Raw genomic sequence first — 24,731 nt, 5'->3', positions numbered from 1 at the left:
ATGACCTCTGAGACCAGAGACAATAACCTGCCCGCACGAATGGAAGCAGAGTTCAGTGAGCTCCTTGGAGAGTTGACCGCCTGCGGCCACCAGGCCACCGAATTGCTGGTCAGAACCCGACTGCCGCGCTGGTGTCGCCGGAGCCTGTTCTTTTTTCTGGGCTACATCGCCAAATCGGAAGGGCGGGTAACGGAGAAAGACATCGGTTTCGCCGAAACCCTGATGAAAGCACTGAAGCTCTCCGGCCGCCAGCGGCGCAAGGCCATTGGCCATTTCCGCAAGGGTAAGACTGCAGAGCGCATCCCTGCCCTGAAAGCGCTGGGCCTGCGCCTGACCCACAGAATCTGGCCCTCTCCCTCATTGCGTGTTGCCATCTGCCTTTGCCACGCAGCGCAGTTGCAGGGACGCCCGGAGAAGCCCCGCCGCTATCGTTGCGAGGACGCCATTGACCAGATGGGGCTGCCGATCAGGGTCAGCGATGACATTCTCGACAGTTACGCCAGTAAGGTCTGGATCACCGAACCGGAGAGCCAGCCCCGACCCTCCACCTTCGAGCAGGCCTGCCAGGTTCTCGGCGTTACCCGCCGTGACAGCCGCGAGGTGATCAAACGGGCCTACCGAAAAAAAGTGTCGGAATGCCACCCGGACAAACTGGCACAACAGAAGCTGAGCCCGGCGGAACTGACCAGGGCAAAGGACCGCCTTTTACGCTACCAGCAAGCCTGGGAACTGATCAGCCAGCGCCTGTCGGTTTGAATCCGGCGTTTTGAGTTCAGCGCCAAGCTTGCTAAACTCCGAGATCAGAACCACACCACAGAAGTGCAAAAGCACAAAAGTGCAAAAGAAAGGCCCACGGACCAGCGGCCTGCAGACCCACTGAAAAGGAGCATTCCCATGGGTAAAAAACTCGTCCTGCTCGGCGACATCGGAACCGATCACCAAGGCTTTCCCCCGACCCCTGTCATTACCGGCAGCGCTACTGTACTGATCGACGGCAAGCCCGTTGCGAGGCTGGGCGACCAGCTTGCCATGCACTCCAAGCCCAAGCATCCACCACATCCCCGCGCCATCGCAGCTGGCAGCCCGACGGTGATGATAGAAGGCAAACCTGCCGCCCTGACCGGCGATGCCGTCAGCTGTGGTGGCGTTGTCATCGGCTCATCCACCGCCGTGGGTGGCTGATGGTTTTCTAGCGTTCGGAGTCAAGCCAGGCTGAAATGCGGTTGGTAAGCGCTTGCGCCTCTCTGGGTTGTGGCTGTTCAGTCATTGCGACAGGTTGTCGGGAGTAGCCTGCAATCCCCGCCCGCCTGAATGCGGCCTCCCGTTGCTTTGGTGACCTTTGAGCCATACCTCCAGCGCCCAATGAACTGCGGGCACTGTGGAGCTCCAGGACTTTGGGCGCACCAGACTCACCAAGCGACTCCGTCAGGGCTTTCGAATCGCTCTGACTAAACGCTGGCGCAATCCAGACCAGCGCCGACACATCCTGCCCCCCGCTGGCAGTGGCCGCGCGGGTGACGTGACCAGCCGCCCGGCCGACACCCACCATGACCACCCGGCTGTAACCACGACCAACCAGGTTGCCAGCCGCCGCGGCCAGGGTCTTCTGAATGCGTGCCTGGTATTGGTTTGCCAATGCCTCGACATCGTCACTGGCCATCACATCGATCATCACCGACTCGCCAGGTTTATCGCCCGTTTCATCGGCGGCGTCCGTATCCGGCGCGCCCGCCTCTTCAGGCGCTTCTAAGCCCCGTTGTCGACGCGCTTCCTGTACCTCGTATGGCGGCATCTCGAGCCCAAGTACCATCACCGCCCAACCGGCACGTGCCATCGGCCGTCGCAGGGCAGCGGCCAATCCGGAAGCGGGTGATTGCCCCTCATCGGCCAGAATCAGCACTGCGCCCTTCGCAGGCGTCTCGGCTTCCGGCTCAAACAGGGCCAGCACCGGTTCTTCTTCCGGTGGCTCCAGCCATACAGACGAGTCCGGCCAGGCCCGGGCGATTGCATCCGAATCGAGCCCCGTTGATATCAACGGCCTTTCAACAGCCGCCCCGGAGGGTTTCCCGGCTTCCTTCCCGGTCGGGTTCTGCGCGCCTTTCTGCGCCTCTTTCGGTGCCTGCGCCAACGCTAACGAGGCCCAGAAAGCAACAAGGCAGGCCAGGATGACCCGACATTGCACAACCGGTTTTTTAATCCATTTGCTCACAGGCTGTCACTCATTCCGTGCGAAAAATCACCATCAAACTGGTAGACTAGCAGCTTTGCGGCCCAGCAGCCTTTGCAGACTCTTGCAGCCTTTTGCAGGCTTTTACAGAGAAAACCGCTGTACGCGCCATCGTCGATATCACTATCAAACCGTTCAAGAGAGCCGTCATGAACCCTTTCCAGATTGCCCCGTCCATCCTGTCAGCCGATTTTGCCCGACTGGGCGAGGAAGTCGATAACGTACTGGCCGCCGGCGCCGACATTGTCCACTTCGATGTCATGGACAACCACTACGTACCCAACCTGACCATCGGGCCCATGGTCTGCGAAGCATTGCGTAAACACGGGGTTACCGCTCCAATTGACGTGCACCTGATGGTATCACCGGTAGACGACCTGATCCGTATGTTCATCGATGCCGGCGCCAGCTACATCACCTTCCACCCGGAAGCCTCCAATCACATTGACCGTTCCCTGCAGTTGATTCGTGAAGGCGGGTGCAAGGCGGGCCTGGTGTTCAATCCAGCCACGCCACTGCACTACATCGATCACGTGATGGATAAGCTGGACATGATCCTGCTGATGTCTGTAAACCCTGGCTTCGGCGGCCAGAAGTTTATTCCAGGCACTCTCGACAAACTGCGCGAAGCCCGCAAGCGCATCGATACCAGCGGTCGCAACATTCGCCTGGAAATCGACGGCGGTGTGAAAACCGACAACATCCGCGAGATCGCCGAAGCCGGCGCCGACACCTTTGTCGCCGGCTCCGCCATCTTCAACACTGACGACTACAAAGCCACCATCGACAAAATGCGGGCAGAGCTGGAACTGGCCAAGCAGAGTTCGAACCGATGAGCCTGGCGGGGTTGTTCAGCCAACGCTGGCCGGGAGTGGCCCTGTTCGACCTGGACGGCACCCTGGTTGACAGCGCCCCCGACCTGGCAGCGGCCATTGACGCTATGCTGGAACAGCTGGGTCGCCGCAAAGCCGGCGCTGACAATGTACGCCAATGGGTGGGCAATGGCGCCAGCGTGCTGGTGCGGCGTGCCCTTGCCGGGCAAGCGGACTGGGAACCGGCAACCCCGAAGGACGACGCACTGTTCAATGACGCCCTGGCGATGTTCTACCATGCCTACGAAAACCTTAACGGCCAGCATGCCGTGCTCTACGACGGCGTGGAGGAATGTCTGACCCGTCTTGCCGACCACGGCTGCCGCATGGGCATCGTTACCAACAAGCCGGAACAGTTTGTGGCACCGTTGCTCGAGCAGATGGGCATTGAACACTGGTTCGATATCAGCATCGGTGGAGACACCCTGCCGGTGCGCAAACCAGACCCGCAACCGTTGATCCATGCCATGACCGAACTCGGCGGCACCCGGGGCACCACGGTGATGGTGGGCGATTCGGTCACCGACATCAGCGCGGCCCTGGCGGCGGGTATTCCTTCGGTGGCGGTTCGCTACGGCTACAATTATGGGGCGCCCGTGGATTCGCTCGGTGCAGATGCCGTTGTTGATTCCCTGGCCCAGCTTTTGTAATCTCACAGGATATTGATTTGAAACCTTCAATTCGGGAGATTCCTGCCGTGCAGGGACTGAGTCTGATAACAGCGCAGGGCATACTGACAACCCGCGCAACACGATGGTGGCGATGGCGCACCGGCTGAATGCCGCCCGAACGTCCTCCATACAGATCAGATTCAGGAACCGTTATCATGACACCCGAGCAATTCGCCGAGCTCGCCAAGGCCGGCTTTAATCGTATCCCCGTATACCGCGAAGTCCTTGCCGATCTGGACACGCCCCTGAGCACCTATTTCAAGCTGGCCAGCGGCCCCTATTCCTACCTGTTTGAATCCGTCCAGGGCGGTGAAAAGTGGGGCCGCTATTCCATTATTGGTCTGCCAAGCCGGGAAGTTCTAAAGGTCCATGATCACACCGTCACCATTACCCGCGACGACGAGGTGATCGAAGAAACCACGGTCGACGATCCACTGGCCTTCGTGGAAGACTATCAGGCCCGCTTCAACGCGCCGGACCTGGAGGAATTGCCCCGCTTCAATGGTGGCCTGGTTGGCTATTTCGGTTATGACACCGTGCGCTACATCGAGAAGCGCCTGCGCAACACCTGCCCGCCGGACAAGATCGGCACACCCGACATCCTGCTGATGGTGTCCGATGACGTGGTGGTGTTCGACAATCTGCGCGGCAAACTGCACCTGATTGTCCATGCCGACCCAAATCAGGAGGGTGCTTACGAACAGGCACTCCAGCGAATTGACGACCTGGAGTCCCGCTTGCACCGGCAGACGGCCAACGCGCCCCGCACACCGGAACATCTGCGCGGTAAAACCGTGGATGAGAGCGACTTCATCTCCGGGTTTAACCAGGAAAAATTCGAAGCGGCCGTCGGCAACATCAAGGAATACGTGCTGGACGGCGACGTGATGCAGACGGTGATCTCGCAACGCATGTCGATTCCATTCGAGGCACCACCGCTGAACCTGTATCGCTCGCTGAGGGTGCTGAACCCGTCCCCCTACATGTATTTCCTGGATATGGGAGACTTCCAGATCGTCGGCTCATCGCCGGAAATCCTGGCGCGGGTGGAAGATGACGAAGTCACCGTGCGCCCGATCGCCGGCACCCGAAAGCGTGGCGCCACCGATGCCGAAGACCGGGCCATGGAAGCGGAACTGCTGGCCGACCCCAAGGAAATCGCCGAGCATCTGATGCTGATCGATCTGGGCCGCAACGACGCTGGCCGGGTGTCTGAAACCGGCACGGTAAAGCTGACGGACAAGATGATTGTGGAGCGCTATTCCCATGTGATGCACATCGTCTCTAACGTCACCGGCCGCCTGAAGGACAACACCAGTTGCCTGGACGTGCTGCGCGCCACCCTACCTGCCGGCACCCTGAGCGGTGCCCCCAAAATTCGCGCCATGGAAATCATCGACGAACTGGAGCCGGTGAAGCGCGGTGTCTATGGCGGCGCCGTGGGTTACCTGTCGTTCAACGGCAACATGGATACCGCCATTGCCATCCGCACGGCGGTAATCAAAGACAACACCCTGCATATTCAGGCAGGGGCCGGCGTGGTGGCCGACTCGGTGCCCCGCCTTGAGTGGAAGGAAACCATGAACAAGGGCCGCGCGATTTTCCGCGCCGTCGCCATGACCTACAACGATTTCGACCACTGAGGCGGAGGATAAGATTATGTTGCTGATGATCGATAACTACGACTCCTTCACCTACAACGTGGTGCAGTACCTGGCCGAGTTGGGCGAAGATGTTCATGTCTACCGCAACGACGAGATCACCGTGGAGGGCATCGAAGCCCTGAAACCGGAGCGCCTCGTTGTCTCTCCCGGCCCCTGCACGCCCAACGAGGCAGGCATTTCCATGGCCACCATTCGCCACTTTGCCGGCAAGTTGCCGATTCTGGGCGTTTGCCTCGGCCACCAGGCCATCGGGCAGGTATACGGCGGAAAGGTGATTCGCGCCGGGCAGGTGATGCACGGCAAGGTATCTGCGGTCTACCATAAGGACCAGGGCATTTTCCGTGGCCTGAGCAACCCGCTGAAGGCGACCCGCTATCACAGCCTGGTGATCGACAAAGACACCCTTCCGGATTGCCTGGAAGTCACTGCATGGACTCGCAATGACGATGGCTCGGTGGAAGAAATCATGGGTGTTCGGCACAAAACACTGCCCATCGAAGGTGTACAGTTCCATCCAGAGTCTATTATGACGGAACAGGGCCATGAGCTGCTGCGCAACTTTCTGAAGACACGATAAGAGGCCACCACATGGACATGAAAGAAGCACTGAACCGCATCGCCTCCAATCTGGACCTGTCCACGGAGGAAATGAAGGACGTTATGCGCATCGTCATGAAGGGCGAAGCCACCGATGCGCAGATTGGGGCCTTTCTCATGGGGTTGCGCATCAAGAGCGAAACCATCGACGAAATCACCGGCGCCACCGAAGTCATGCGGGAACTGGCCACCCGCGTGACGGTCAACGCCGACCCACTGGTGGATATCGTGGGCACCGGCGGTGACGGTGCCAATCTGTTTAACGTATCCACCGCGGCGTCTTTTGTGGTCGCCGCAGCCGGTGGCTTTGTGGCCAAGCATGGCAACCGTGCCGTGTCCTCCAAGAGCGGCAGCGCGGACCTGCTGGAAAAGCTGGGTATCAACCTGCAGATGGCGCCTGAGGAGGTTGCACGCTGCGTGGAGGAGATCGGCGTTGGCTTCATGTTCGCCCCGGCCCATCATGGCGCCATGAAACACGCCATTGGCCCGCGCAAGGAACTGGGTTGCCGTACCATATTCAATATCCTTGGCCCCATGACCAACCCGGCCAGCGTCAAGCGCCAGTTGATCGGAGTGTTCACGAAAGAGCTGTGTCGCCCTATGGCGGAGGTTCTGCACCGCCTGGGCGCCGAACACATTATGGTGGTGCACTCGAAGGATGGCCTGGACGAAATCAGCCTGGCCAGCGCCACCCATGTGGCGGAGCTGAAAAACGGCGAAGTCACTGAGTACGACATCACCCCGGAAGACCTGGGCATCAAGAGCCAGGCGCTGGTTGGTCTCACGGTGGATACCGCCGAGGACTCCCTGAAACTGATCCGTGCCGCGTTCGGTCGTGGTCATGATGAAATGGCTGAGAAAGCGCGGGATCTGATCGCCCTGAACGCCGGCGCAGCAATTTATGTGGCAGGCCTGGCGAAGACGACGGCGGAAGGCGTGGAGATGGCGCTGGACGCCATGGGCTCAGGCTTGGCAGCCGGCAAGATGTCCGAGCTTGCTGACTTTTCGCAGTGTTTCTAATACGAGCCTGACAATGACTGACAGACATCTGGACAAGACGCCTACCATCCTGCGAAAGATCGTTGATCGGAAGCGGGAGGAAATTGATGAGCGTACGCGCAGGGTTTCTATTGGCGATCGGAAGGCCATGGCTGGCGATCAACCGCCAGCGCGGGGCTTTGCGAGCGCCCTTCGCCGACGCATCGAACAGCAAACGCCTGCGGTCATTGCCGAGATCAAAAAAGCCTCCCCCAGCAAAGGCATTCTCCGCGATCCGTTTGTTCCCGAGGCCATCGCCGAAAGCTATGAAAAAGGCGGTGCCGCCTGCCTGTCAGTACTCACTGACAAGGATTTCTTCCAGGGCCATGAAGACTACCTCCAAGCCGCCCGCGCCGCCTGCAGCCTGCCAGTCATCCGCAAGGACTTCATGGTGGCGCCGTATCAGGTCTACGAGAGCCGGGCCATTGGCGCCGACTGCATCCTGCTGATCGCCGCCTGCCTGACCAGGGACCAGATGCAGGAGCTGGAAGGCATCGCCCATGAAATTGGCCTGGACGTGCTGGTCGAGGTTCACGACGGCGAGGAAATGGACGATGCCCTCACCCTGAAAACACCGCTGGTGGGCATCAACAACCGCAACCTGCACACCTTTGAGGTCTCACTGGATACCACCTTCGACCTTCATGAACGGATTTCGGCCGACCGCCTGACGATCACCGAAAGTGGCATCATGACCCGGGCCGATGTGGAGACCATGACCAACCGGGGTATCTACGGCTTCCTGGTGGGCGAGTCCTTCATGCGGGCCGAAGAACCTGGCAAGAAACTGCAGGAGCTGTTTTTTTAGGAGGGCTTACGCAAAGCTCGAACAAGTCAGCGGGCATGGGTTGAGCACGGACTAATCCTCAGCCAACGCCTCCTGCAGCAACGCCAGCAAATGCGCCGGCATCCCTTCGGCCAGCTTCAGCGCGGCTTCATGCCCACGCGGAGACATCTTGCCCCAGGTACGGCGGACAATGCGCAGCCATTTCTCCCGGTCGTAATCGGCTTTTTCCTCATAGAAATCCGCGAAATAGCGTTCCAGGAAGACCATGCAGGCAACGTCTTCCAGCAGCTGTGTGTCTGCGTCCTTGCGCAACTCCCGCTTGGTCAGGATGGTTTCCACCTTCTGGCATTCTTCCTGTGGGTAGCCACATTCCTCCATGATTCCGGCGGCCCGGCGGCCATGCATGCGGCCGCAGGCCTGGCGCCATTCGTAATAGGCCTTGCGACCTTCCGGGAAATCGCTACGGGGGATGGTCCAGCGCTCGATGTGCTGGGCGCGGCAGGCAATCTGCATGCGTTCGGAGGGCTGCGGCTCAAGCTCAAACAGCCAGCGGGTCATGTGCTGGCTGTAGGCGTATTCCTTGGGCAAGGGTATTCCGCCAACCTGCTCGATGTTGGGGTCTGCACGGTTGGCGGTATCGATTCTATCAAGAGCACAGGCCAGTGGGGTCTGTTGGGTCATCGGGTCATACCTGGGCGGAAGGACGTTGCTTGATGCGATCATACCAGGCCTGGAGGTTGGCCTGCTCCGGCTTGATGCGAATATCCACCACACGGGCGAAGGCCACCGTGGTAAAGGCATTAATATCCGCGGCCGTGAACCGGTCGCAACAGATGTATTCCCTGCCATCCAGATGCTTGTTCAGGAAGTGCATGAATTTTTCCACCGAGGTGCGGCACTCTTCACCCCATTCCTTGATCGGGTTCATGCGGTCCTTGAAATAGCCACTGGTGTGCTGAAAACACATACCGGTGGGCAGGAAAAAGGAGAACTCGATCCACCGCAGCCACTGTTCCACCTGCGCTTTCTCCAATGCTGTGTCCCCAAGCAGGGTTGGCGCATCCGGATAGCTTTCCTCGAAGTAGCGGCAAATCGCCATGGTTTCGGCGATGCAGGTGCCGTCGTCCAGTTCCATCACGGGTACTTTCTTCATGGGGTTCCTGGCCGCGTACTCCGGCGTCAGGTTCTCACCCTTCTGCAGATCGATCTCAACAAACTCGGCCTTGTCCAACAGGCCCTTCTCAGACATGAACATCCTTACCCGGCGTGGGTTGGGCGCTGTCTTGGTCTCAAAGATTTTCATTGTTATCGACTCCAATCCAAATAAGTATCTCGGGGTGAATCTGAGGAATTGTGTAGAAGACTGACGCGGAACACCGGTTGCGTCAAGCAACCGTAATCATTTGGGCAGCCAGTTTTTTATCTGCTGGATGACCCATTCAGGGTCGTCCATTGGCAGGTCATGGCCGGCGGACGAATGGACTTTCAGCGTCCATTGCCAACGCTGCTCAAACACCTTGCTGCAGCTCCAATGGACAATACGGTCACCCTTGCTGGCAAGTACAAGTGCGTCCGGCAGAGGGCGTTGAGGCAGGGGTTTGTAGGCCATCGCTGCTTTCATCTGGGCATAGGCGTTGGCATAGCTGACTGGCCGCTGGCGCTGGATGCTGTACCAGTGTTTCATGACATCGAGGTCGACCGGTCGATTGCTCGTCAACCGCAGAATATCCACCTCACGATCGAACAGTTCCCGTCGCGTCAGGAGGCGAACGATACGAGGCCAGGCCCCCGGACGCATCCGTCGCCAGGGCAGGCTGAATCCGGAACTCGTGTTGATCAGCACCAGGTTCTGAATTTCACCCTCGGTGACATGCTGAGCCCAGTCCAGGGCGACCATCCCGCCCATGGACAAAGCGATGAGATTGTATGGCGCTGGAATGTGACCAACACTGCGGCGAACCTTCTCCCGGATCTCCGCGATACGGTCAGGGCTGGAATCCTTGAAGTGCACGCCCGTGCCCGGAATATCAACCAGATGAAACTGATGACCGGGAAAGGCTTCCTCAAGCCTGTGGGGAAAAGAACCCCAGTGTGACTGCTCCCGGGTCAGTCCGCGCAACAGAATCCAGTGCATTGTCAGTGATGATCCCTGTACCAGTGGGCGATGGCGGCCTCCCTTAGCATGGACGCCTCATCCGAGTGCGGCAACCAGTTTTCGTGATGGGCGGCGGCGCTGACCAGGAAATCGATAAAGGTCAGGTGACTTCGCAGTACGCGCCGATGGCGATGGGGTACCAGCGGATTGAAAAAGCCGTCCAGTCGCAGCAACTGTCGTGGGCGCTTCTTGATCCATCGCCAGGAGCCCAGTTCCAGGGTAAGGGGAATAAAGGCGCCCTCACCGCTGCGGTTGATCTTCTTGTAGAAATAGTCCCACAGATCACCGTGGGTCAGGTAATGACGGGACTGGGGCTCGAAGCGATAGTTGTGTTCCGGCCATGCCTGCTCCCAGATCAGCTTCAATGCCATCACCGATTCGATCCGTCGCATGGGGCGACGACGGTAGGCATAGGGGAACCAGATCTGGTCCTGCCAGCCGAAACCGGAATGACAGTCCAGCGCGACACTGAAAGGACGGCCTGGCAGGAGCTCCGAGATCACCGACTCAAGGGCCTGGTTCTCCGCTTCCATACCCTGCTCGGGATCACCAATGAACCACGGCAGGCGCGGAGAGAAGCGCTGCCCGCCCAACAGGAACGCACTGCGGTCCTGGGCGGTGATCGGTGCGTTGCGCATCAGGTCGACCCCGTTGGGATTGCTGCGCTGATTCAGGTACATGCCGCCGGGGTTGAGGATGGGCAGCAGGGTAACCCGCACTTTTTTCAGCAGGGCCTGGAGATGCCCGTCCCAGGACATCCTTGCCAGCAGATTGCGTAACCAGGCCATGACGACTTCGCTGCCGATGCGTTCAAGACCGTGAACGCCACCCACCAGCATCACCACTGGCGCATCGGGTGCCTCGCTGCCGAGGTCAACCCGGTAGATCGGAAGGTCAATGTGTTTCAGCGCAACCCGAGAGAGCGTCTTCACAGTAACCTGTCCCGGCGCTTCCGCCAGCACACGCTCAAGACGAATCATCTCCGGCAGAAAGGTTCTCAGCAGATGGCGTTGGCGGCTATCCCGACGGGCCTGTTCGGCAGGAATAGCAGAATGGGGGGTCAGTTTGCGCAACTCGGTCATGGGGCTCTCCCGTTTCAGACAACCCTTCAAACTACTGCTGAATTGCTTCAGTTCGTTGACACTGGGGCTCAAAACACCGGAAAGCATGTGCATTTTCTGGTGACATTTTACATGAATGGCTTGTAACTCACGCTCAGGGCGTTACTCTAAAGATACGTAGTAACCGAGGTCACAACATTTGTCTTGCCCTCTGAAAACGCAGTATCAATACGGCGTCTTCACCTCTAGAGCGGTCTTCAGAACCGCTCCAGCGGATCTGTTTCCGCGTATTTTCAAAATCCATAAGGAGAACCAATCATGCGAAAGCTAACGCCAGTCGCGCTGCTTTGCGCGATGTCCGTGCCTGCACTTGCTCAGGCCGATTGCGGTGAAGTTTCCATCACCGAAATGGGCTGGGCATCCAACACAGTTGTCACCAGCGTCGCCAAATTCATCATGGAGCAGGGGTACGGCTGTGATGTCACCGTGGTTCCCTCCGACACCGTCCCCGCTGTTACCTCGGTCGCCGAAAATGGTGAACCGGACATCGTTACCGAACTGTGGCTCAACTCCGCAGGTGAGGCCTACCTGGAACTGGAAGAACAGGGCAAGATCGAGCGCCTGACAAAAGTACTGGAGCCCGGTGGCGTTGAAGGCTGGTGGATTCCAACCTACCTGGCCGAGAAGCACCCCGAATTGACCACCATCGAAGGTGTCATGGCTAATCCGGAACTGGTGGACAACCGCTTCAACAATTGCCCAAGTGGCTGGGGTTGTCGTGTGGTCAGTGACAACCTGATCAGGGCGCTCGACCTGGAAAGCTCTGGCATTGAGGTGTTCAACCACGGTTCCGGTGAAACCCTGGCCTCGTCCATGGCCTCCGCCGTGCAGTCTGAAGAGCCCTGGTTTGGCTATTACTGGGGCCCCACTGTCCCGCTCGGCAAGTTCGACATGACCCGCGTCGAACTGGGTGATTACAAGCCGGAGGTTCATACCCGTAATCAGACCCAGGAAGCGGACAACCCTGGCGTGTCTGAATTTCCTGCCGCCACCGTACTGACATCCGTGACCACGGACTTCAAGGATCGTGAGCCGGAAGTCGCGGAAATGCTCAGCAAGCTGACATTCAAGACCGACACCATGAGCGCCCTGTTGGCGTGGATGGATTCCAACAACGCGTCGGCAGAAGAAGCGGCCGTGTATTTCCTGAGCAACAACAGCGACGAGTGGTCAAGCTGGCTGAACGATTCGGCCAAGAAACGCCTGGCTTCGGTGCTGGGAGAGTAATCTCTCCACCTACCCTGACAGGGCCGTCTCCCGGCCCTGTCAAACCGAACAGGCGAACTCACATTACCCATTTTCATCTGAACGCTTCTGGGAACTGACCGCAAATGGCGACCTACGATTTCGTGTTTTCATCACTGGGTCTGGAAGACTGGTGCTCTGACGGCCAAAGTGATGCCCCCATGTCAATGGCGGCGTTGCTGCAAAAAACCAAAGGAACGGACGCCGAAGCAGAGTCACTATGGGACCTGCCTTTTCCATCCATGGACGCGCTTAACGAGTCCTGTGCGGCCTTCCCCAAATCCAGGGAACTGACAAAAGGTCTTGAAGAGGGCTTCCTGTCCATCAAGGACAGTCTGAGTGTTGTTCTGGACCCTTTGACCCAACCACTAAGCTGGTTTCTGGACGGGACACTCTACGGCATGCTGAACACGCCCTGGTGGATCGTGATACCGGCGCTGCTGGCCGTGGTGTTTGTCGTCACCAAATCCTGGAAACTGGTGGGATTTGTGGCGGGCAGCCTGGTTCTGCTGGCCTTTATTGACTACTACCAGTATGCGATGGAGACGCTATCGATCATCTTTGTCTGCGCGTTCCTCTGTGTGCTGCTGGGCGTGCCCATCGGCATTGCCATGTCCCGCAGCGACATGATGCAGCGCCTGACCATTCCCGTGCTCGACATGCTGCAGACACTGCCGCCCTTTGTGTACCTGATTCCGCTGATCTTCCTGTTCAGCGTGACCGAGTCCAAGCTCTACGGCATTGCCATCATCCTGTACGCCATTGTGCCGGTCATCCGTCTCACCAACCTGGGTATCCGCCTGGTGGACAAGGATGTAATCGAAGCCGCTGACGCCTTCGGGATGACCAGCCAGCAGAAACTCTTCAAGGTCCAGATTCCACTGGCGCTGCCCAACATTATGGCGGGTGTAAACCAGACCATTATGATGAGCCTGGCCATGGTGGTTATCGCTTCCCTGGTGTCGGCACCGGGGCTCGGGGTGCTGGTGCTTCAGGGCATTCGCAACCTGGAACTGGGTGTCGGGCTGGTTGCCGGCCTTGGCATCGTGATTCTGGCGGTGATCCTTGACCGGGTAACCAAGGCCTCACTGGCGCGCATCAACGCCTCACAGAAACAGTAAGGGAGCGAATCGTGGACCGGGATATCAAGATTTCCATCCGGAACCTCTACAAGATTTTCGGCCCCATTCCCGATGTCGCCCTGGCGTATGTCCGCCGGGGCATGGGAAAGGCCGAACTGCTGGAAAAGCACAACCACGTACTGGGTCTCCAGGATATCAACGTGGATATGCGAGAAGGCGAGATCACCGTCATCATGGGTCTGTCGGGCTCAGGCAAGTCCACGTTGATACGCCATCTCAACCGGCTGATCGAACCCACTGCCGGTGAGATCAAGGTGGATGGCAAAAACGTACTCGCCTTCGACGAGGACGGATTGCGGAAGCTGCGGCGTGAACAAATGTCGATGGTTTTCCAGAAATTCGCCCTGCTTCCCCACAAGACCGTGCTGGAGAACGCCGGCATGGCGCTGCTGGTAAGAGGCCATACGGTGCGGGACTTCGAGGACGAAGCCAAGAAATGGCTCGCCCGGGTGGGGCTGGAAGGCAACGAAAACCAATACCCGCACCAGCTATCCGGCGGTATGCAGCAGCGCGTGGGCATTGCCCGGGCACTCGCATCCAACTCGCCCGTGATGCTGATGGACGAGGCCTTCTCCGCCCTGGACCCGCTGATTCGCTCCGACATGCAGGACCTGCTGCTGGAGTTGCAGGAGGAACTGAAGAAAACCGTGGTGTTCATCACCCACGATCTGGACGAGGCGCTAAAGCTGGCGGACCACCTGGTTATCCTCAAGGACGGACACATCGTCCAGCAGGGCGAACCCCAGGAAATTCTCATGCATCCCAACGATCCGTACATTACGGATTTCATCAGCGACATCAATCGTGCACGGGTTCTGAGAGTGCGTTCCGTGATGGCAAAAACCACGGAACCTCCCGCTGACAGTGCCGGCGACATTTCCGATCGGGACAACCTGGAGTCGGTGATCGCAAGATCCGACGGCGATACCGACCTTGTCTATCGGGTGGTCAAAAAAGGCAATCAGGTAGGCATTCTCGAGATGAAAGAACTGGTCAAGGCACTGGTGCCGGTCGATGCATCGGAAGGAGACAATCGCAGCCGTTACTGATCGGGGGCCATCCCGGTGGAGGTGGGCTCCTGGATGACAGCAGCGTGACAGACGGGCTATTATAAATAGGTCGCCGTAGCTTCGCGGTGCCCCAGACAACGATCATGCCCAGACTGGCAGTGGCTCTACTAACCGTACTCCTGTTGCACGGCTGCTCACCTCCTCCTGACGAAGAGAGCCCTTCTTCAGACGTCGACACGCAGACGCCAACCAATGAGGCCCTGTCCGCTGCCCTTTCCAATACGACACCCCGGCCCCGGACGATCGTTATCGCATCCGATCCCTGGTGCCCCCATAACTGCGAAGCGGGGAGCGATCGCGAGGGCTACATGGTGGACATTGCCCGCGAGGTCCTTGGCGAAGCCGGCTATACCGTGGAGTACGTCAACGTTAGCTGGGCACGGGCGCTGCAATTAACGCGTGAAGGTCAACTGGACGCAGTGGTCGGTGCCTTCACAACCGATGCCCCGGATTTCGTGTTTCCAGACACCCCCCAGGGGCGCTCAGCCATTGCGCTGTTTACCCACCCTGACAACCGCTGGGTATACGACGGGCTGGCGTCGCTCCATAACCAGAAGCTGCTGGTCATCAATGGGTACTCCTATACCGATGAGCTGGACCAGTACATTGAGGAGCATCAGGCCAACCCGGAACGAATCTGGGTGATCGCGGGGCCGTCACCCCTTGATCGGGCCATCTACCTGCTGGACCAACACCGTACTGACATTTTTGCGGAAGATATCTACGTGATGGCCTGGTGGGAAATGAACAACAACGACACTGTCCCCGCGCCACGGCAAGCAGGGTTGGTCGACGAAATCGATGCCTTCGTCGCGTTTTCCCCGGTACGGGAAGACGCAAAAGAACTTGCGAAACTCTTAACGGAAGGCACCCGACAACTCATGGACAGCGGCCGGGTACAGCAGATCCTGGACCAGTACGGACTCAGTCTGTGGACTGAAATGCCCTGATCAGACGTCCATCTCCGGTCACCAGCAGCAACTCACCGTGCCGGCCAATGTCGAAGCGTCGAACCTCACCCAACAGCAACAGGAATCGGTCTTCCTGGTTCATCAGCGCCGGGGCACAAGCCTTTTTGGTGGACGCCATCCGGGTAAACTCAAGGCCCTCGCCAGTCAGGTTCCATCCGCCGCTGAACTGATTGCAGGACGCACGCCCGGAAACACGCTGGTCCTCCTGAAAGTTCAGTGTGACCCGGGAGCTGTCAACAATGCCGCGACCTCCGATATCCTCAACAACCCATTCAGGCCCCAGAAGCAACTCTTCGGGGTCACCCCCGCAGCCGCTGGTTGCCTCGCCGTTTATGGCAAGACGAACCTGGCGGGGATAAGGCATGCCAGACATGGAGTCGCGACATAACTGGCTGGCCGCTTTGAGCTCAATCCGAATGCCATCGCCCTCAGCGCGAAAAGTCCGCTCGGTGGGGCTTTGCTCAACCATGTCATAACGCAATGCGACCGGCTCCACACCCATTCGCTCCACCTCCAGTTGCCCTGGCTCGACGATCACCCGCCAGAACGGTTCATTCCCCCGGGCAACAAAAGGCTGTTCAATGGGTCCCGGAGCAAAACACGGCGGCAGCGCCTGGCTACAGGCCTTGACCGCTTCCTCCTGACTACCCTCACCAGGGCCAGACGCGCAGCCGGCAATTAGTCCAAGCATGACCAACGTCAGCGGCCACAACGCAGCGATTCCTTTCATTGTCTATTCCTCATTCCCTGTGGTTGTAACAGTTGCAGATTATCCATGATGGCTGCCGATTTTAAAGCAGAGCCGTTACCATTTCCTGTCTTAAAGCATTACGCTTAGGCCATCAAAACACCCGGGAGCATTCCACGTCATGGCGATAAAACTCTACCAGTTTGCTATTTCACACTACTGCGAAAAGGCTCGCTGGGCCCTGGATCACAAAGGTCTGAGCTACGAAGCCATCAGCCTTCTGCCCGGCCAGCACATCAACACCATCCGCAAACTGACGGGCGCTGATTCATCGGTACCGGTACTGGACCATAACGGTCACCGGGTTCAGGGATCGAAAGCCATCATTGACTATCTGGACGACACGTTTCCCGAAAACCCGCTGACGCCGACCGACCCGCAAGCCCGCGAGGCCGCGCTGTCCTGGGAGCAGCGGCTGGACGACGAAGCCGGCCCCAGCGTGCGCTGTTACTCCTACCACCACTTCCTGCAACGCCCCAAGGTGGTCGTTCCCATGCTGGCTGCGGGCACGCCCTTCTACAATCGGATTCTACTGAGACTGGCCTTTAGCCGGGTGGACGAGGTCATGCGCAAATGGATGAAGATCAACGAGAAAACCGCCGCGCAGTCGCGGGAAACCATGGAGCGCTACCTGACCGAACTGGCGAATGCCTACCAGGAGAAGCCCTACCTGGCTGGAGATAGCTTCTCCCGCGCCGACCTCGCCGCGGCATCCTTGTTCGCACCCATGTTCCAGCCCGGCCAATACCCGGTGCCCTGGCCCAAACCGGCGAAAATCCCCAAAGACATCCAGGCCTGGTTGGATCAATGGCAGCCACAGATCCACACGCTGGAAAAGGTCTATGCTGCTAATCGCTGAGCCACTGACGGCGCTCTCGGCCGGGTGAATTGCCGGTCCAGCGGCGGTAGGCCCGGGTAAAAGCACTTTGCTCGGAAAAGCCCAACAGCAGAGCAATGTCGGTCAGCGTCAGTGAGGTGTCGTCCAGGTACTGTCGCGCCAGCTGTTCCCGGTTCCGATCGAGCCACTGCTGCCAGCTCAACTGATACCGAGCCAGGCGTCGCTGCAGCGTTCGCGGTGACATGTGCATGTCATGGGCTGCACGCGCAAGGGTGGGCTCGCCATCAGACAACAGTTTCAGCAGTACCTGCTGTAGCTGGCGATCAATGCCCGAGCCCGCCTGTGACGCCTCCGGCAACGCCCGCAGCAGGGCACGGGCCTGCCGGTCCAGCAACTCGCGAAGTGTCGGGTCTCGCCGGGGCATGGGCAGGCTGAGGTAATGCAGCGGAAACCGGACCCGCACATGGCTGTCGTTCCAGGTCACCGGGCAGCCAAAAAACCGTTCGTATTCCCTGGCCGCCTCAGCACTGACGTCACCCAGAAAACTCACTAGCGAGGGCGGAGGTGGCTGATCAATCTGGCGACGCATAAAGGTCACCAATGCTGCAATTGCAGCGCCGTCCGCCTGCTGGCCAAGCTCATTCTCCGAGGGCGGCCAGCGCATTTCCGCCTGATCGCCGACGACCTCGATTTCCGCCAGGCTGGCACCATAAAACAGGGTTTCGTAGCGCTGGTAGGCCAACATGGCCTCGCCGAGGGTGTCGGACGCCAGCACCAGATAGCCGAGCACACCCACATGGGCAGGACGCACACAGGCCCCCACCTTTAGCTCGGGAGCGGCATACTGAGGCGCCAGAGCCAGTCCCTGCGCCAGCAGGTCACGCCACACTGGCACCGGTACGTTGTCTTCCGACGCCCAGCGCGCCAGCGCTATCCTGACCGGGGCATTCTCCAGTCCCTCCTGTTCAAGCCAGTCCGATAGCAGTCCCGTCCAGGCTCCGGTTACCCGCATTACCTTGGCCATCGTTCACGGTCCTCCACGCGCTGCGTCATTCATTGTTGGCACTAATCATCAATTTTGTGGCGTTTATTGTCAATTTATGGCATCGCCATCGGCGCAGAATACAGTCACACCTACAATCACAATACGGTTTCACCATGGCATTGATGGACATGATGAGGGCGGTTCTTGAGGAGAGCGGGTTGCTGCCCCTCTGGAACACCCTCGCCCCCTGGCTGGCACTGGACGAACGCCAACTGATATTCGTTGTCGCTACGCCGGTGTTTATTGCCGTCACCCTGTGGGAGTACCTGCGGATTCGCCACGACCCCACGCGCATGGACGTACCGGAAGCCCTGCGGAATTTTGCCCTGGGTGCCGGCTACCAACTGACGGAGTTGCTGTTCGCGGGCCTGATCGCCTTTCCCGTACACGCATTCCTCTACCATCACCGCCTGCTGGATCTGGAACTGAACTGGGCAACGGGTCTTCTGACGTTTCTTGGAGTGGATTTCTGTTTCTACTGGATGCACCGTTCCAGCCACCGCATACGCTGGTTCTGGGCCGCCCATGTGGTCCACCATTCCTCCGAGCGTATGAATTTCTCCACCGCCATGCGCCAGAATGCCACCAATATCTTTAACGGCATGTGGCTGTTCTATGTGCCCCTGGCGTTGATCGGCTTCAATCCTGTGTGGATCGGCGTGGCTTATGCCCTCTCACTGGTGTACCAGTTTTTCATTCACACCACGCTGGTTGGCAAACTGCCAGGCTGGGTGGAAACCGTGTTCAACACCCCCAGCCATCACCGGGTTCACCATGGCCGCAACCCCGGCTATATCGACCGCAACTACGGTGGCACCCTGATCGTCTGGGACCGACTGTTCGGCACCTTTGTCGCCGAAGACGAACAGGCACCACCGGACTACGGCATTACCCGACCAATACACTCCAGGAACCTGCTGGTGCTGTGGACCCACGAGTACGTGGACCTGTTCCGGGCCATGGCCCGACCAGGCGGCCTGCAAGCCCGCCTGAAGCACCTGTGGAAGCCACCCGAATGGGATCGGGACGCGGACTAGCGCCACAAAAGCCGGATTTTCCGGCTCCGTCTCACATTAAGGTCCGATTTCCGGCTAGACTCCCGTTTACGCCAACAACCCGCCCGGAATCGACCAACATGGACCTGCAGGAAAGTTTCATCAACAGCCCCGATCACCATCGAATTCCGTTGCTGTCGTGGGCGGCGGAGGCCCCGTCGGCCGTGCTGGTGATTGCCCACGGCATGGCGGAGCATGCAGCCCGCTACCAGCCGCTGGCGCTCTGGCTGAACCAGCAGGGGGTATCGGTGATTGCGATCCAGCATCGAGGCCACGGACCGCATTGCCCCGAAACTGACCTTGGCCATTACGCCGACCACAAGGGCTGGCAGAAAGTAGTGGACGACCTGCAGCAAGTCGTTGTCCATGCCAGAAAGCAACACCCCGACCTCCCGCTAACGCTGTTCGGCCACAGCATGGGTTCGTTCATCGCCCAGGCCTTCAGCCAGCAGTATGGTGACCAGATCGACAGACTGATCCTCTGCGCGACCAATCGTATCGACAAGCCGAAGTTGCGGGCCTCCCTGGCACTGGTCCGCTCTATCCGGGCACTGCGCGGGAAGCGGCACCACAGCCGCCTGATCGACAATATGACCTTCGGTGCCTTCAACAAGGCGTTCTCCCCCAATCGCACCAGCCATGACTGGCTCAGCCGCGACCCGCAACAGGTGGACCGCTACCTGAGAGACCCACTCTGCGGCTTTCCCTGCACGGCAGGCCTATGGTCCGACTTCATTGGTGGCATGCTGACCATCAATCCAAAAACATGGCGCAAGGACCTTCCGATACACCTGCTGGCCGGTGACAGCGACCCGGTTGGCGAGATGGGACACGGTTTCAACCGGCATGTTGCCAACCTTCGTGGCGCCGGCCTGCTCGTTGCCTCCGACCGTCTGTTTCCCGGCGCCCGTCACGAACTGGTCAATGAAACCAATGCTGACGCGGTCTGGCACCACATCCTCGACTGCCTGCGTACCGGGACAGACTCCGGCGCGTAAAAACATGACGCCGACCGGCCCGGGGCGCTAAGATCAATGCCACCCAACTAATCGGAGTAAGCCCATGTTTACCAACAGAGTCGTGTGGATCACCGGCGCCTCGTCCGGCATTGGTGAGGCCCTGGCAGCCAGGTTTGCGCGCGAAAATGCAAGAGTTGTTCTTTCGGCGCGACGCCAGCCAGAGCTGGAGAGGGTCCGCCAGCACTGCATTGATGCCGGCGCCGCCCCGGAAAACATGCTGGTATTGCCTCTTGACGTTACCGACCTGCCCTCACTTCCGGTAGCTGCCGACCACGTCATCAGTCACTTCGGCCAGATCGACCTGCTGATCAACAACGCCGGCCTTTCCCAACGCTCTCTGTGCAAGGATACCGATCTGTCGGTGTACCAGAAGCTACTGGATGTGGATGTGATGGGGCAGATTGCGCTGACCAAGGCCGTGCTCCCCCATATGCTGGAGCGCCAATCCGGACACCTGGCGGTGACCGCCAGCGTGGCCGGTAAAGTCGGCGTCCCCCTGCGCACCGGCTACTGTGCCGCCAAGCACGCGGTGATGGGCTTCTTCGACGCCCTGCGGGCCGAGGTGGAAGACGATGGCATTCTGGTCTCCACCATCACCCCCGGATTTATCCGCACGGACATTTCCCGCAATGCCCTGGCGGCCGATGGCTCTGCCTTCGGCGAGGAAGACGAGAACATTGCCGGTGGCATGGACGTCGGCGAGTGCGCGGATGTCATCGTCAGTGCGCTGGCCAAGGGAAAACGCGAGATTCCCGTCGGCAAGGGCAAGGAAATGGCAGCGCTTTGGGTCAAGCGTGTCGCTCCCGAGATGATGTTTAAGTTGGCGCGCAAGCAGAACTGAATCTGGAGTCACTGAAAACGGTTATGTACCAATCCACGTCAGCGGATCATCTACCAAGAGTCTGTCTCTTACGCATTGCCACGCTGCTGTTTTTTTCAATAGCCAGCCTCCCGGTCATGGCCGGTGAAGTCAGCCTCGGCGTTGCTGCTAATTTCACCGACACCACCCGCGAACTGGCCAAACAGTTTGAAGCCAAGACCGGCCACACGGTTTCAGCCAGCTTCGGGTCCACCGGCAAGCTGTACGCCCAAATCCGGAACGGTGCGCCCTTCGACGTGTTCATGGCCGCCGATGCACGCAGGCCGGCGCTTATTGAGAAGGCGCGGGCCGGCGCCCCCAATACCCGCTTCACCTATGCCCGGGGCAAGCTGGTGCTTTGGAGCCCGACCCCGGACGCTTTCGGGGACGCTGAGAGCTACCTGGCCCAGCAAACGTTCGCAAGGCTGGCCATGGCAAACCCGAAGACCGCGCCCTACGGCCTTGCAGCACAACAGGTTCTGGAACATTTAGGCCATTGGCAGGCACTGCAGGCGAAGCTGGTTCGTGGCGATTCCATCGCCCAGACCTTTCAGTTTGTGGTCAGCCGCAACGCCCAGGCCGGCTTTGTAGCCCTGTCTCAGGTAACATCCTGGGACGACAAGGAAGGCTCCCTTTGGAACGTGCCCCAGGACTATTACCAACCCATTGACCAACAGGCTATCCTTTTGAACCGGGGAACCAACAATGAGGCAGCCTTGGCCTGGATGGATTTCCTGAAATCGAACACTGCCATCGCCACGATCCGGGGCTATGGCTATGACCCCGCTTACGACACGGCTGACTGATGCTTGGAACCTACTGGGACCCGGTCTGGCTGACACTCAGGCTGGCCACGACCACCACATTGTTGCTGCTGCTCATTGGCACGCCCATCGCCTGGTGGCTGGCCCGCTCCCGGCGCTGGCTGCGCCAGCCGGTTGCAGCGATCGTCGCCCTGCCCCTGGTGCTGCCACCCACAGTGCTCGGTTTCTACCTGTTGCTGGTCATGGGGCCTGACGGCTGGGTTGGCCAGATAACACAGTCCCTCGGGATCGGCCTGTTGCCATTTACCTTTGAGGGCCTGGTGGTGGCGTCGGTCATATACTCCCTGCCATTCACCGTTCAACCTCTGCAGAATGCCTTTGAAGCCGTAGGCGAGGGGTTCATGGAAGCCGCCGCAACCCTTCGTGCCGCCCCGTGGGAGCGGTTCCTGTTTATCGCCGTGCCCCTGGCAAGAAACGGATTCCTGACCGCCTCCGTGCTCACCTTCGCCCACACCATCGGTGAGTTCGGCGTGATCCTGATGATCGGTGGCAACATCCCGGGTGAAACCAAGGTGTTGTCGGTGGCCATCTACGACCACGTGGAATCCCTTGAGTACGCCCAGGCCCACTGGCTGTCCGCCGGCATGGTGGTGTTCTCCTTTGTGGTTCTGGTGACCCTCTACGCGCTTAACGGCAAAGCCCGCGCGGGAGCTCTCAGATGACCGCCACTATCCATGCCCGCTTCCGGTGTGCCTTTCCGGGGTTCGACCTGGACGTTGACCTGACCCTCCCGGGTACCGGCATTACCGCCCTGTTCGGGCACTCCGGTTGCGGCAAGACCACGCTGCTTCGGTGCATGGCAGGCCTTCAGAACGCGCCCGGAACCATGACCGTTCTGGGCGAACCCTGGCAGACGGAAGAGTTCGTCCGGCCGGTACACAAGCGCGCCCTGGCGTACGTGTTCCAGGAAACCCAGCTTTTTCCCCACCTGAACGTCCGCAGGAACCTGGAGTTCGGTTACCGCCGTATTCCCGCCGGCGAACGACAGATCAGATTCGATGACGCCGTTCGCTGGCTTGGCCTGGAATCCCTCCTGGAGCGCATGCCGGCCGGACTTTCCGGCGGTGAGCGCCAGCGGGTCGCGATTGCGCGGGCACTGCTGACCAGTCCAAGGCTGTTACTGATGGATGAGCCGCTGTCTGCTCTGGACCGAGCCAGTAAACAGGACATCCTGCCCTACCTCGAGAGGCTCCGGGACACCCTCGCGATTCCCATCATCTACGTGTCCCACTCCACGCCAGAGGTCGCCCGCCTGGCCGACCACATCGTGATGATGGAGGATGGCCGGGTGGTGGCCCAGGGCCCGCTGCAGGAAACGCTCGCCCGCACCAACAACCCCTTTCGACTGGAAGACGATGCCGGGGTTCTGCTGGAAGGACGGATCGACCATCTGGACCCACGCTGGCATCTGGCCCTGTTCAGGTTCGACGGGGGCCAACTGTGGTTGCGCCAGGACGACCGGCTGACACCGGGAGACAGGGTTCGTGTGCAGGTCCTGGCGCGGGATATCAGCCTCGCGCTGGCTGAGCATTCCGACCAGAGCATCCAGAACCTGGTTCCGGCCATCATCGATCAGGTCGATCCGGATGTGGCGCCGGGCGTTAGCCTTGTCCGGCTTCTGGCGGGGCCAACCCCGCTGTTATCAAGGCTGACCACCCGCTCCGTAGACCAGCTCGGCCTTGAACCCGGCAAGACCGTGTGGATGCAAATAAAGTCCGTAGCTCTCGTGGACTGACACCTTTGGCCCGGTGTTTGGCCCGCCCTGCTATCCGGCGTCGGCGCCAGGATGGTTACCCTGACCTGACTCTCAAACACAGGGCAGGTATTGATTGTGGGCAATCATCAAACACACTGGGTGCACAGCGGCGGGCTCACTATCCATGCCGTTACCGAAGGCCATCCGGACTCGACGCCGCTGGTGTTGGTTCATGGCTACCCGGACAATCTTCAGGTCTGGGACAAGGTCAGCGCCGCCTTGAGCCAGGAGTATCTGGTGATCCGTTACGATGTCCGTGGTGCCGGCAAGTCCGGCAAGCCCCGAAAAACCCGGGATTATCGCCTGGCCCTGCTGGCCGACGACCTCCAAGCGGTGGTAGACACCCTGATCCCCGGACGCGAGTTCCACCTGATCGCGCATGACTGGGGGGCGATCCAGAGTTGGGAGTCCGTCACCGGAGAGCCCTTGCAGAATCGCATTCGCTCCTACACCTCCATTTCCGGCCCCTGTCTGGACCACATCGGCTTCTGGCTCCGGAAACAGCTGGCAACACCCGGGCTGGCAGGGGCAGCGAAGGTACTCCAGCAACTCACAAGCTCCTGGTACGTGTTCCTGTTCCAAGTGCCTGTGATCCCGGAAATGATCTGGAAAGCCGGCCTCGACAGGCTCTGGCCAGGGTACCTGAAGCATCATGAGCAGGTTGCCGATGCCAGGTTCAGCGCCTCCCAGAAGTCCGACGGGCTGTATGGGGTCAAGCTTTACCGGGCGAACTTCCTGACCCGGTTGCTGCGGCCACGAACCCGGGTGGCGCGCTGTCCGGTCCAGGTAATCATCCCGACCAGGGACGCATATGTGCGCCCTCAACTGAACGAGCATCTGGTTCGCTGGACCGGAAAATTAACCCTGCAAACGCTGGATACAACCCATTGGGCGCCACTGACGGAACCCAAAGCCGTATCTCGTGCCGTCCGCACATTCGTGGCTGCACACCCCTGAGCTGCCCCATACATCGAGTAGGAGGGGGAGTTACCTCCCCCGTCCTCTCACACCACCGGGCATACGGTTC

At 59.5% G+C, this 24,731-nt stretch carries 27 protein-coding genes; 20 read left to right on the top strand and 7 right to left on the bottom strand.

The window, feature by feature from the left end:
* The gene (locus ACTRWH_RS19665; RefSeq protein ID WP_036210969.1) at nt 1-756 is read left to right on the top strand and encodes a DnaJ domain-containing protein; all 756 of its coding nucleotides are present in this window, start codon (nt 1-3) and stop codon (nt 754-756) included.
* A 138-nt stretch (nt 757-894) separates the two neighbouring features.
* Nucleotides 895-1,182 carry a type VI secretion system PAAR protein gene (locus ACTRWH_RS19660; RefSeq protein WP_007155253.1) on the top strand — a complete coding sequence of 96 codons (288 nt, stop codon included), beginning with the start codon at nt 895-897 and terminating at the stop codon, nt 1,180-1,182.
* 7 nt (nt 1,183-1,189) lie between these two features.
* On the opposite strand, the gene ACTRWH_RS19655 is transcribed toward ACTRWH_RS19660, so the two are convergent.
* The gene (locus ACTRWH_RS19655; protein ID WP_051947071.1) at nt 1,190-2,209 is read right to left on the bottom strand and encodes a DUF3530 family protein; all 1,020 of its coding nucleotides are present in this window, start codon (nt 2,207-2,209) and stop codon (nt 1,190-1,192) included.
* Between the two features lie 167 nt (nt 2,210-2,376).
* Between ACTRWH_RS19655 and rpe the strand changes: the two genes are divergently transcribed.
* The 6 genes from rpe (at nt 2,377) to trpC (ending at nt 7,877) form a co-directional block, all read left to right on the top strand.
* Nucleotides 2,377-3,063 carry a ribulose-phosphate 3-epimerase gene (gene rpe, locus ACTRWH_RS19650; RefSeq protein WP_036210966.1) on the top strand — a complete coding sequence of 229 codons (687 nt, stop codon included), beginning with the start codon at nt 2,377-2,379 and terminating at the stop codon, nt 3,061-3,063.
* Entirely contained in the window at nt 3,060-3,749 is a 690-nt protein-coding gene (locus ACTRWH_RS19645) for a phosphoglycolate phosphatase (RefSeq protein WP_036210963.1), read from the top strand. Before rpe ends, ACTRWH_RS19645 begins: the two co-directional genes overlap by 4 nt.
* Before the next feature lie 176 nt (nt 3,750-3,925).
* Nucleotides 3,926-5,413 (top strand): anthranilate synthase component I, encoded by a 1,488-nt coding sequence (gene trpE, locus ACTRWH_RS19640; RefSeq protein WP_462826761.1) that lies wholly within the window; start codon nt 3,926-3,928, stop codon nt 5,411-5,413.
* A gap of 16 nt (nt 5,414-5,429) precedes the next feature.
* On the top strand, nt 5,430-6,011 hold the full coding sequence (locus ACTRWH_RS19635; RefSeq protein WP_036210957.1) for an aminodeoxychorismate/anthranilate synthase component II: 582 nt from the start codon (nt 5,430-5,432) through the stop codon (nt 6,009-6,011).
* Between the two features lie 11 nt (nt 6,012-6,022).
* Nucleotides 6,023-7,051: an anthranilate phosphoribosyltransferase gene (gene trpD / locus ACTRWH_RS19630; RefSeq protein WP_091642476.1), complete on the top strand. Its 1,029-nt coding sequence runs from the start codon at nt 6,023-6,025 to the stop codon at nt 7,049-7,051.
* Nucleotides 7,052-7,064: 13 nt separating this feature from the next.
* Complete coding sequence (gene trpC / locus ACTRWH_RS19625; protein ID WP_462826760.1) at nt 7,065-7,877, top strand: indole-3-glycerol phosphate synthase TrpC; 813 nt, start codon at nt 7,065-7,067, stop codon at nt 7,875-7,877.
* A 51-nt stretch (nt 7,878-7,928) separates the two neighbouring features.
* Here trpC and ACTRWH_RS19620 read toward each other — a convergent pair whose 3' ends face one another.
* The 4 genes from ACTRWH_RS19620 to ACTRWH_RS19605 form a co-directional block, all read right to left on the bottom strand.
* Complete coding sequence (locus ACTRWH_RS19620) at nt 7,929-8,537, bottom strand: DUF4202 domain-containing protein (protein WP_075194226.1); 609 nt, start codon at nt 8,535-8,537, stop codon at nt 7,929-7,931.
* A 4-nt stretch (nt 8,538-8,541) separates the two neighbouring features.
* Nucleotides 8,542-9,159, bottom strand: coding sequence for a glutathione S-transferase family protein (locus ACTRWH_RS19615; protein ID WP_036210943.1), 618 nt, complete (start codon nt 9,157-9,159; stop codon nt 8,542-8,544).
* A gap of 96 nt (nt 9,160-9,255) precedes the next feature.
* On the bottom strand, nt 9,256-9,990 hold the full coding sequence (locus ACTRWH_RS19610; protein ID WP_462826759.1) for an alpha/beta fold hydrolase: 735 nt from the start codon (nt 9,988-9,990) through the stop codon (nt 9,256-9,258).
* 2 nt (nt 9,991-9,992) lie between these two features.
* A complete protein-coding gene (locus ACTRWH_RS19605; RefSeq protein WP_085678757.1) occupies nt 9,993-11,093 on the bottom strand; it encodes a M14 family zinc carboxypeptidase in 1,101 nt (366 codons plus the stop codon).
* 297 nt (nt 11,094-11,390) lie between these two features.
* On the opposite strand from ACTRWH_RS19605, the gene ACTRWH_RS19600 reads away from it, so the two are divergent.
* From ACTRWH_RS19600 to ACTRWH_RS19585, 4 genes are all read left to right on the top strand, one after another.
* Nucleotides 11,391-12,359, top strand: a complete 969-nt coding sequence (locus tag ACTRWH_RS19600) for a glycine betaine ABC transporter substrate-binding protein (protein ID WP_462826758.1) — start codon at nt 11,391-11,393, stop codon at nt 12,357-12,359.
* 104 nt (nt 12,360-12,463) lie between these two features.
* Nucleotides 12,464-13,498 carry an ABC transporter permease gene (locus tag ACTRWH_RS19595; protein WP_091642485.1) on the top strand — a complete coding sequence of 345 codons (1,035 nt, stop codon included), beginning with the start codon at nt 12,464-12,466 and terminating at the stop codon, nt 13,496-13,498.
* Nucleotides 13,499-13,509: 11 nt separating this feature from the next.
* Nucleotides 13,510-14,568 carry a betaine/proline/choline family ABC transporter ATP-binding protein gene (locus tag ACTRWH_RS19590; protein ID WP_036210930.1) on the top strand — a complete coding sequence of 353 codons (1,059 nt, stop codon included), beginning with the start codon at nt 13,510-13,512 and terminating at the stop codon, nt 14,566-14,568.
* Nucleotides 14,569-14,672: 104 nt separating this feature from the next.
* On the top strand, nt 14,673-15,539 hold the full coding sequence (locus ACTRWH_RS19585) for a substrate-binding periplasmic protein (protein WP_036210927.1): 867 nt from the start codon (nt 14,673-14,675) through the stop codon (nt 15,537-15,539).
* On the opposite strand, the gene ACTRWH_RS19580 is transcribed toward ACTRWH_RS19585, so the two are convergent.
* The gene (locus ACTRWH_RS19580; RefSeq protein WP_462826757.1) at nt 15,514-16,290 is read right to left on the bottom strand and encodes an META domain-containing protein; all 777 of its coding nucleotides are present in this window, start codon (nt 16,288-16,290) and stop codon (nt 15,514-15,516) included. The genes ACTRWH_RS19585 and ACTRWH_RS19580 overlap by 26 nt on opposite strands.
* A gap of 139 nt (nt 16,291-16,429) precedes the next feature.
* Here ACTRWH_RS19580 and ACTRWH_RS19575 point away from each other — a divergent pair, with 139 nt between their 5' ends.
* Nucleotides 16,430-17,167, top strand: coding sequence for a glutathione S-transferase family protein (locus tag ACTRWH_RS19575; protein ID WP_036210924.1), 738 nt, complete (start codon nt 16,430-16,432; stop codon nt 17,165-17,167).
* Here ACTRWH_RS19575 and ACTRWH_RS19570 read toward each other — a convergent pair.
* Entirely contained in the window at nt 17,157-18,170 is a 1,014-nt protein-coding gene (locus ACTRWH_RS19570) for a helix-turn-helix domain-containing protein (RefSeq protein WP_421859527.1), read from the bottom strand. The two genes, ACTRWH_RS19575 and ACTRWH_RS19570, sit on opposite strands and share 11 nt — an antisense overlap.
* Nucleotides 18,171-18,304: 134 nt before the next feature.
* Here ACTRWH_RS19570 and ACTRWH_RS19565 point away from each other — a divergent pair, with 134 nt between their 5' ends.
* The 7 genes from ACTRWH_RS19565 (at nt 18,305) to ACTRWH_RS19535 (ending at nt 24,661) form a co-directional block, all read left to right on the top strand.
* Nucleotides 18,305-19,228 (top strand): sterol desaturase family protein, encoded by a 924-nt coding sequence (locus tag ACTRWH_RS19565; protein ID WP_305936497.1) that lies wholly within the window; start codon nt 18,305-18,307, stop codon nt 19,226-19,228.
* Between the two features lie 98 nt (nt 19,229-19,326).
* A complete protein-coding gene (locus tag ACTRWH_RS19560) occupies nt 19,327-20,244 on the top strand; it encodes an alpha/beta fold hydrolase (RefSeq protein WP_305936496.1) in 918 nt (305 codons plus the stop codon).
* A gap of 64 nt (nt 20,245-20,308) precedes the next feature.
* A complete protein-coding gene (locus ACTRWH_RS19555; RefSeq protein WP_462826756.1) occupies nt 20,309-21,106 on the top strand; it encodes an SDR family oxidoreductase in 798 nt (265 codons plus the stop codon).
* 23 nt (nt 21,107-21,129) lie between these two features.
* On the top strand, nt 21,130-21,930 hold the full coding sequence (gene modA / locus ACTRWH_RS19550; protein ID WP_462826755.1) for a molybdate ABC transporter substrate-binding protein: 801 nt from the start codon (nt 21,130-21,132) through the stop codon (nt 21,928-21,930).
* Nucleotides 21,930-22,610 (top strand): molybdate ABC transporter permease subunit, encoded by a 681-nt coding sequence (gene modB, locus ACTRWH_RS19545; RefSeq protein WP_462826754.1) that lies wholly within the window; start codon nt 21,930-21,932, stop codon nt 22,608-22,610. Before modA ends, modB begins: the two co-directional genes overlap by 1 nt.
* Nucleotides 22,607-23,683: a molybdenum ABC transporter ATP-binding protein gene (modC, locus tag ACTRWH_RS19540; RefSeq protein ID WP_085678748.1), complete on the top strand. Its 1,077-nt coding sequence runs from the start codon at nt 22,607-22,609 to the stop codon at nt 23,681-23,683. The genes modB and modC overlap by 4 nt, the downstream gene beginning before the upstream one ends.
* Nucleotides 23,684-23,779: 96 nt before the next feature.
* Entirely contained in the window at nt 23,780-24,661 is an 882-nt protein-coding gene (locus tag ACTRWH_RS19535; RefSeq protein ID WP_462826753.1) for an alpha/beta fold hydrolase, read from the top strand.
* Nucleotides 24,662-24,731: the final 70 nt, after the last annotated feature.

This window comes from Marinobacter sp. G5_S1_61_S3, from assembly GCF_054968585.1.
The sequence above is the reverse complement of the archived record's forward strand: the minus strand, read 5'-3'. Positions and strand labels throughout refer to the sequence as shown.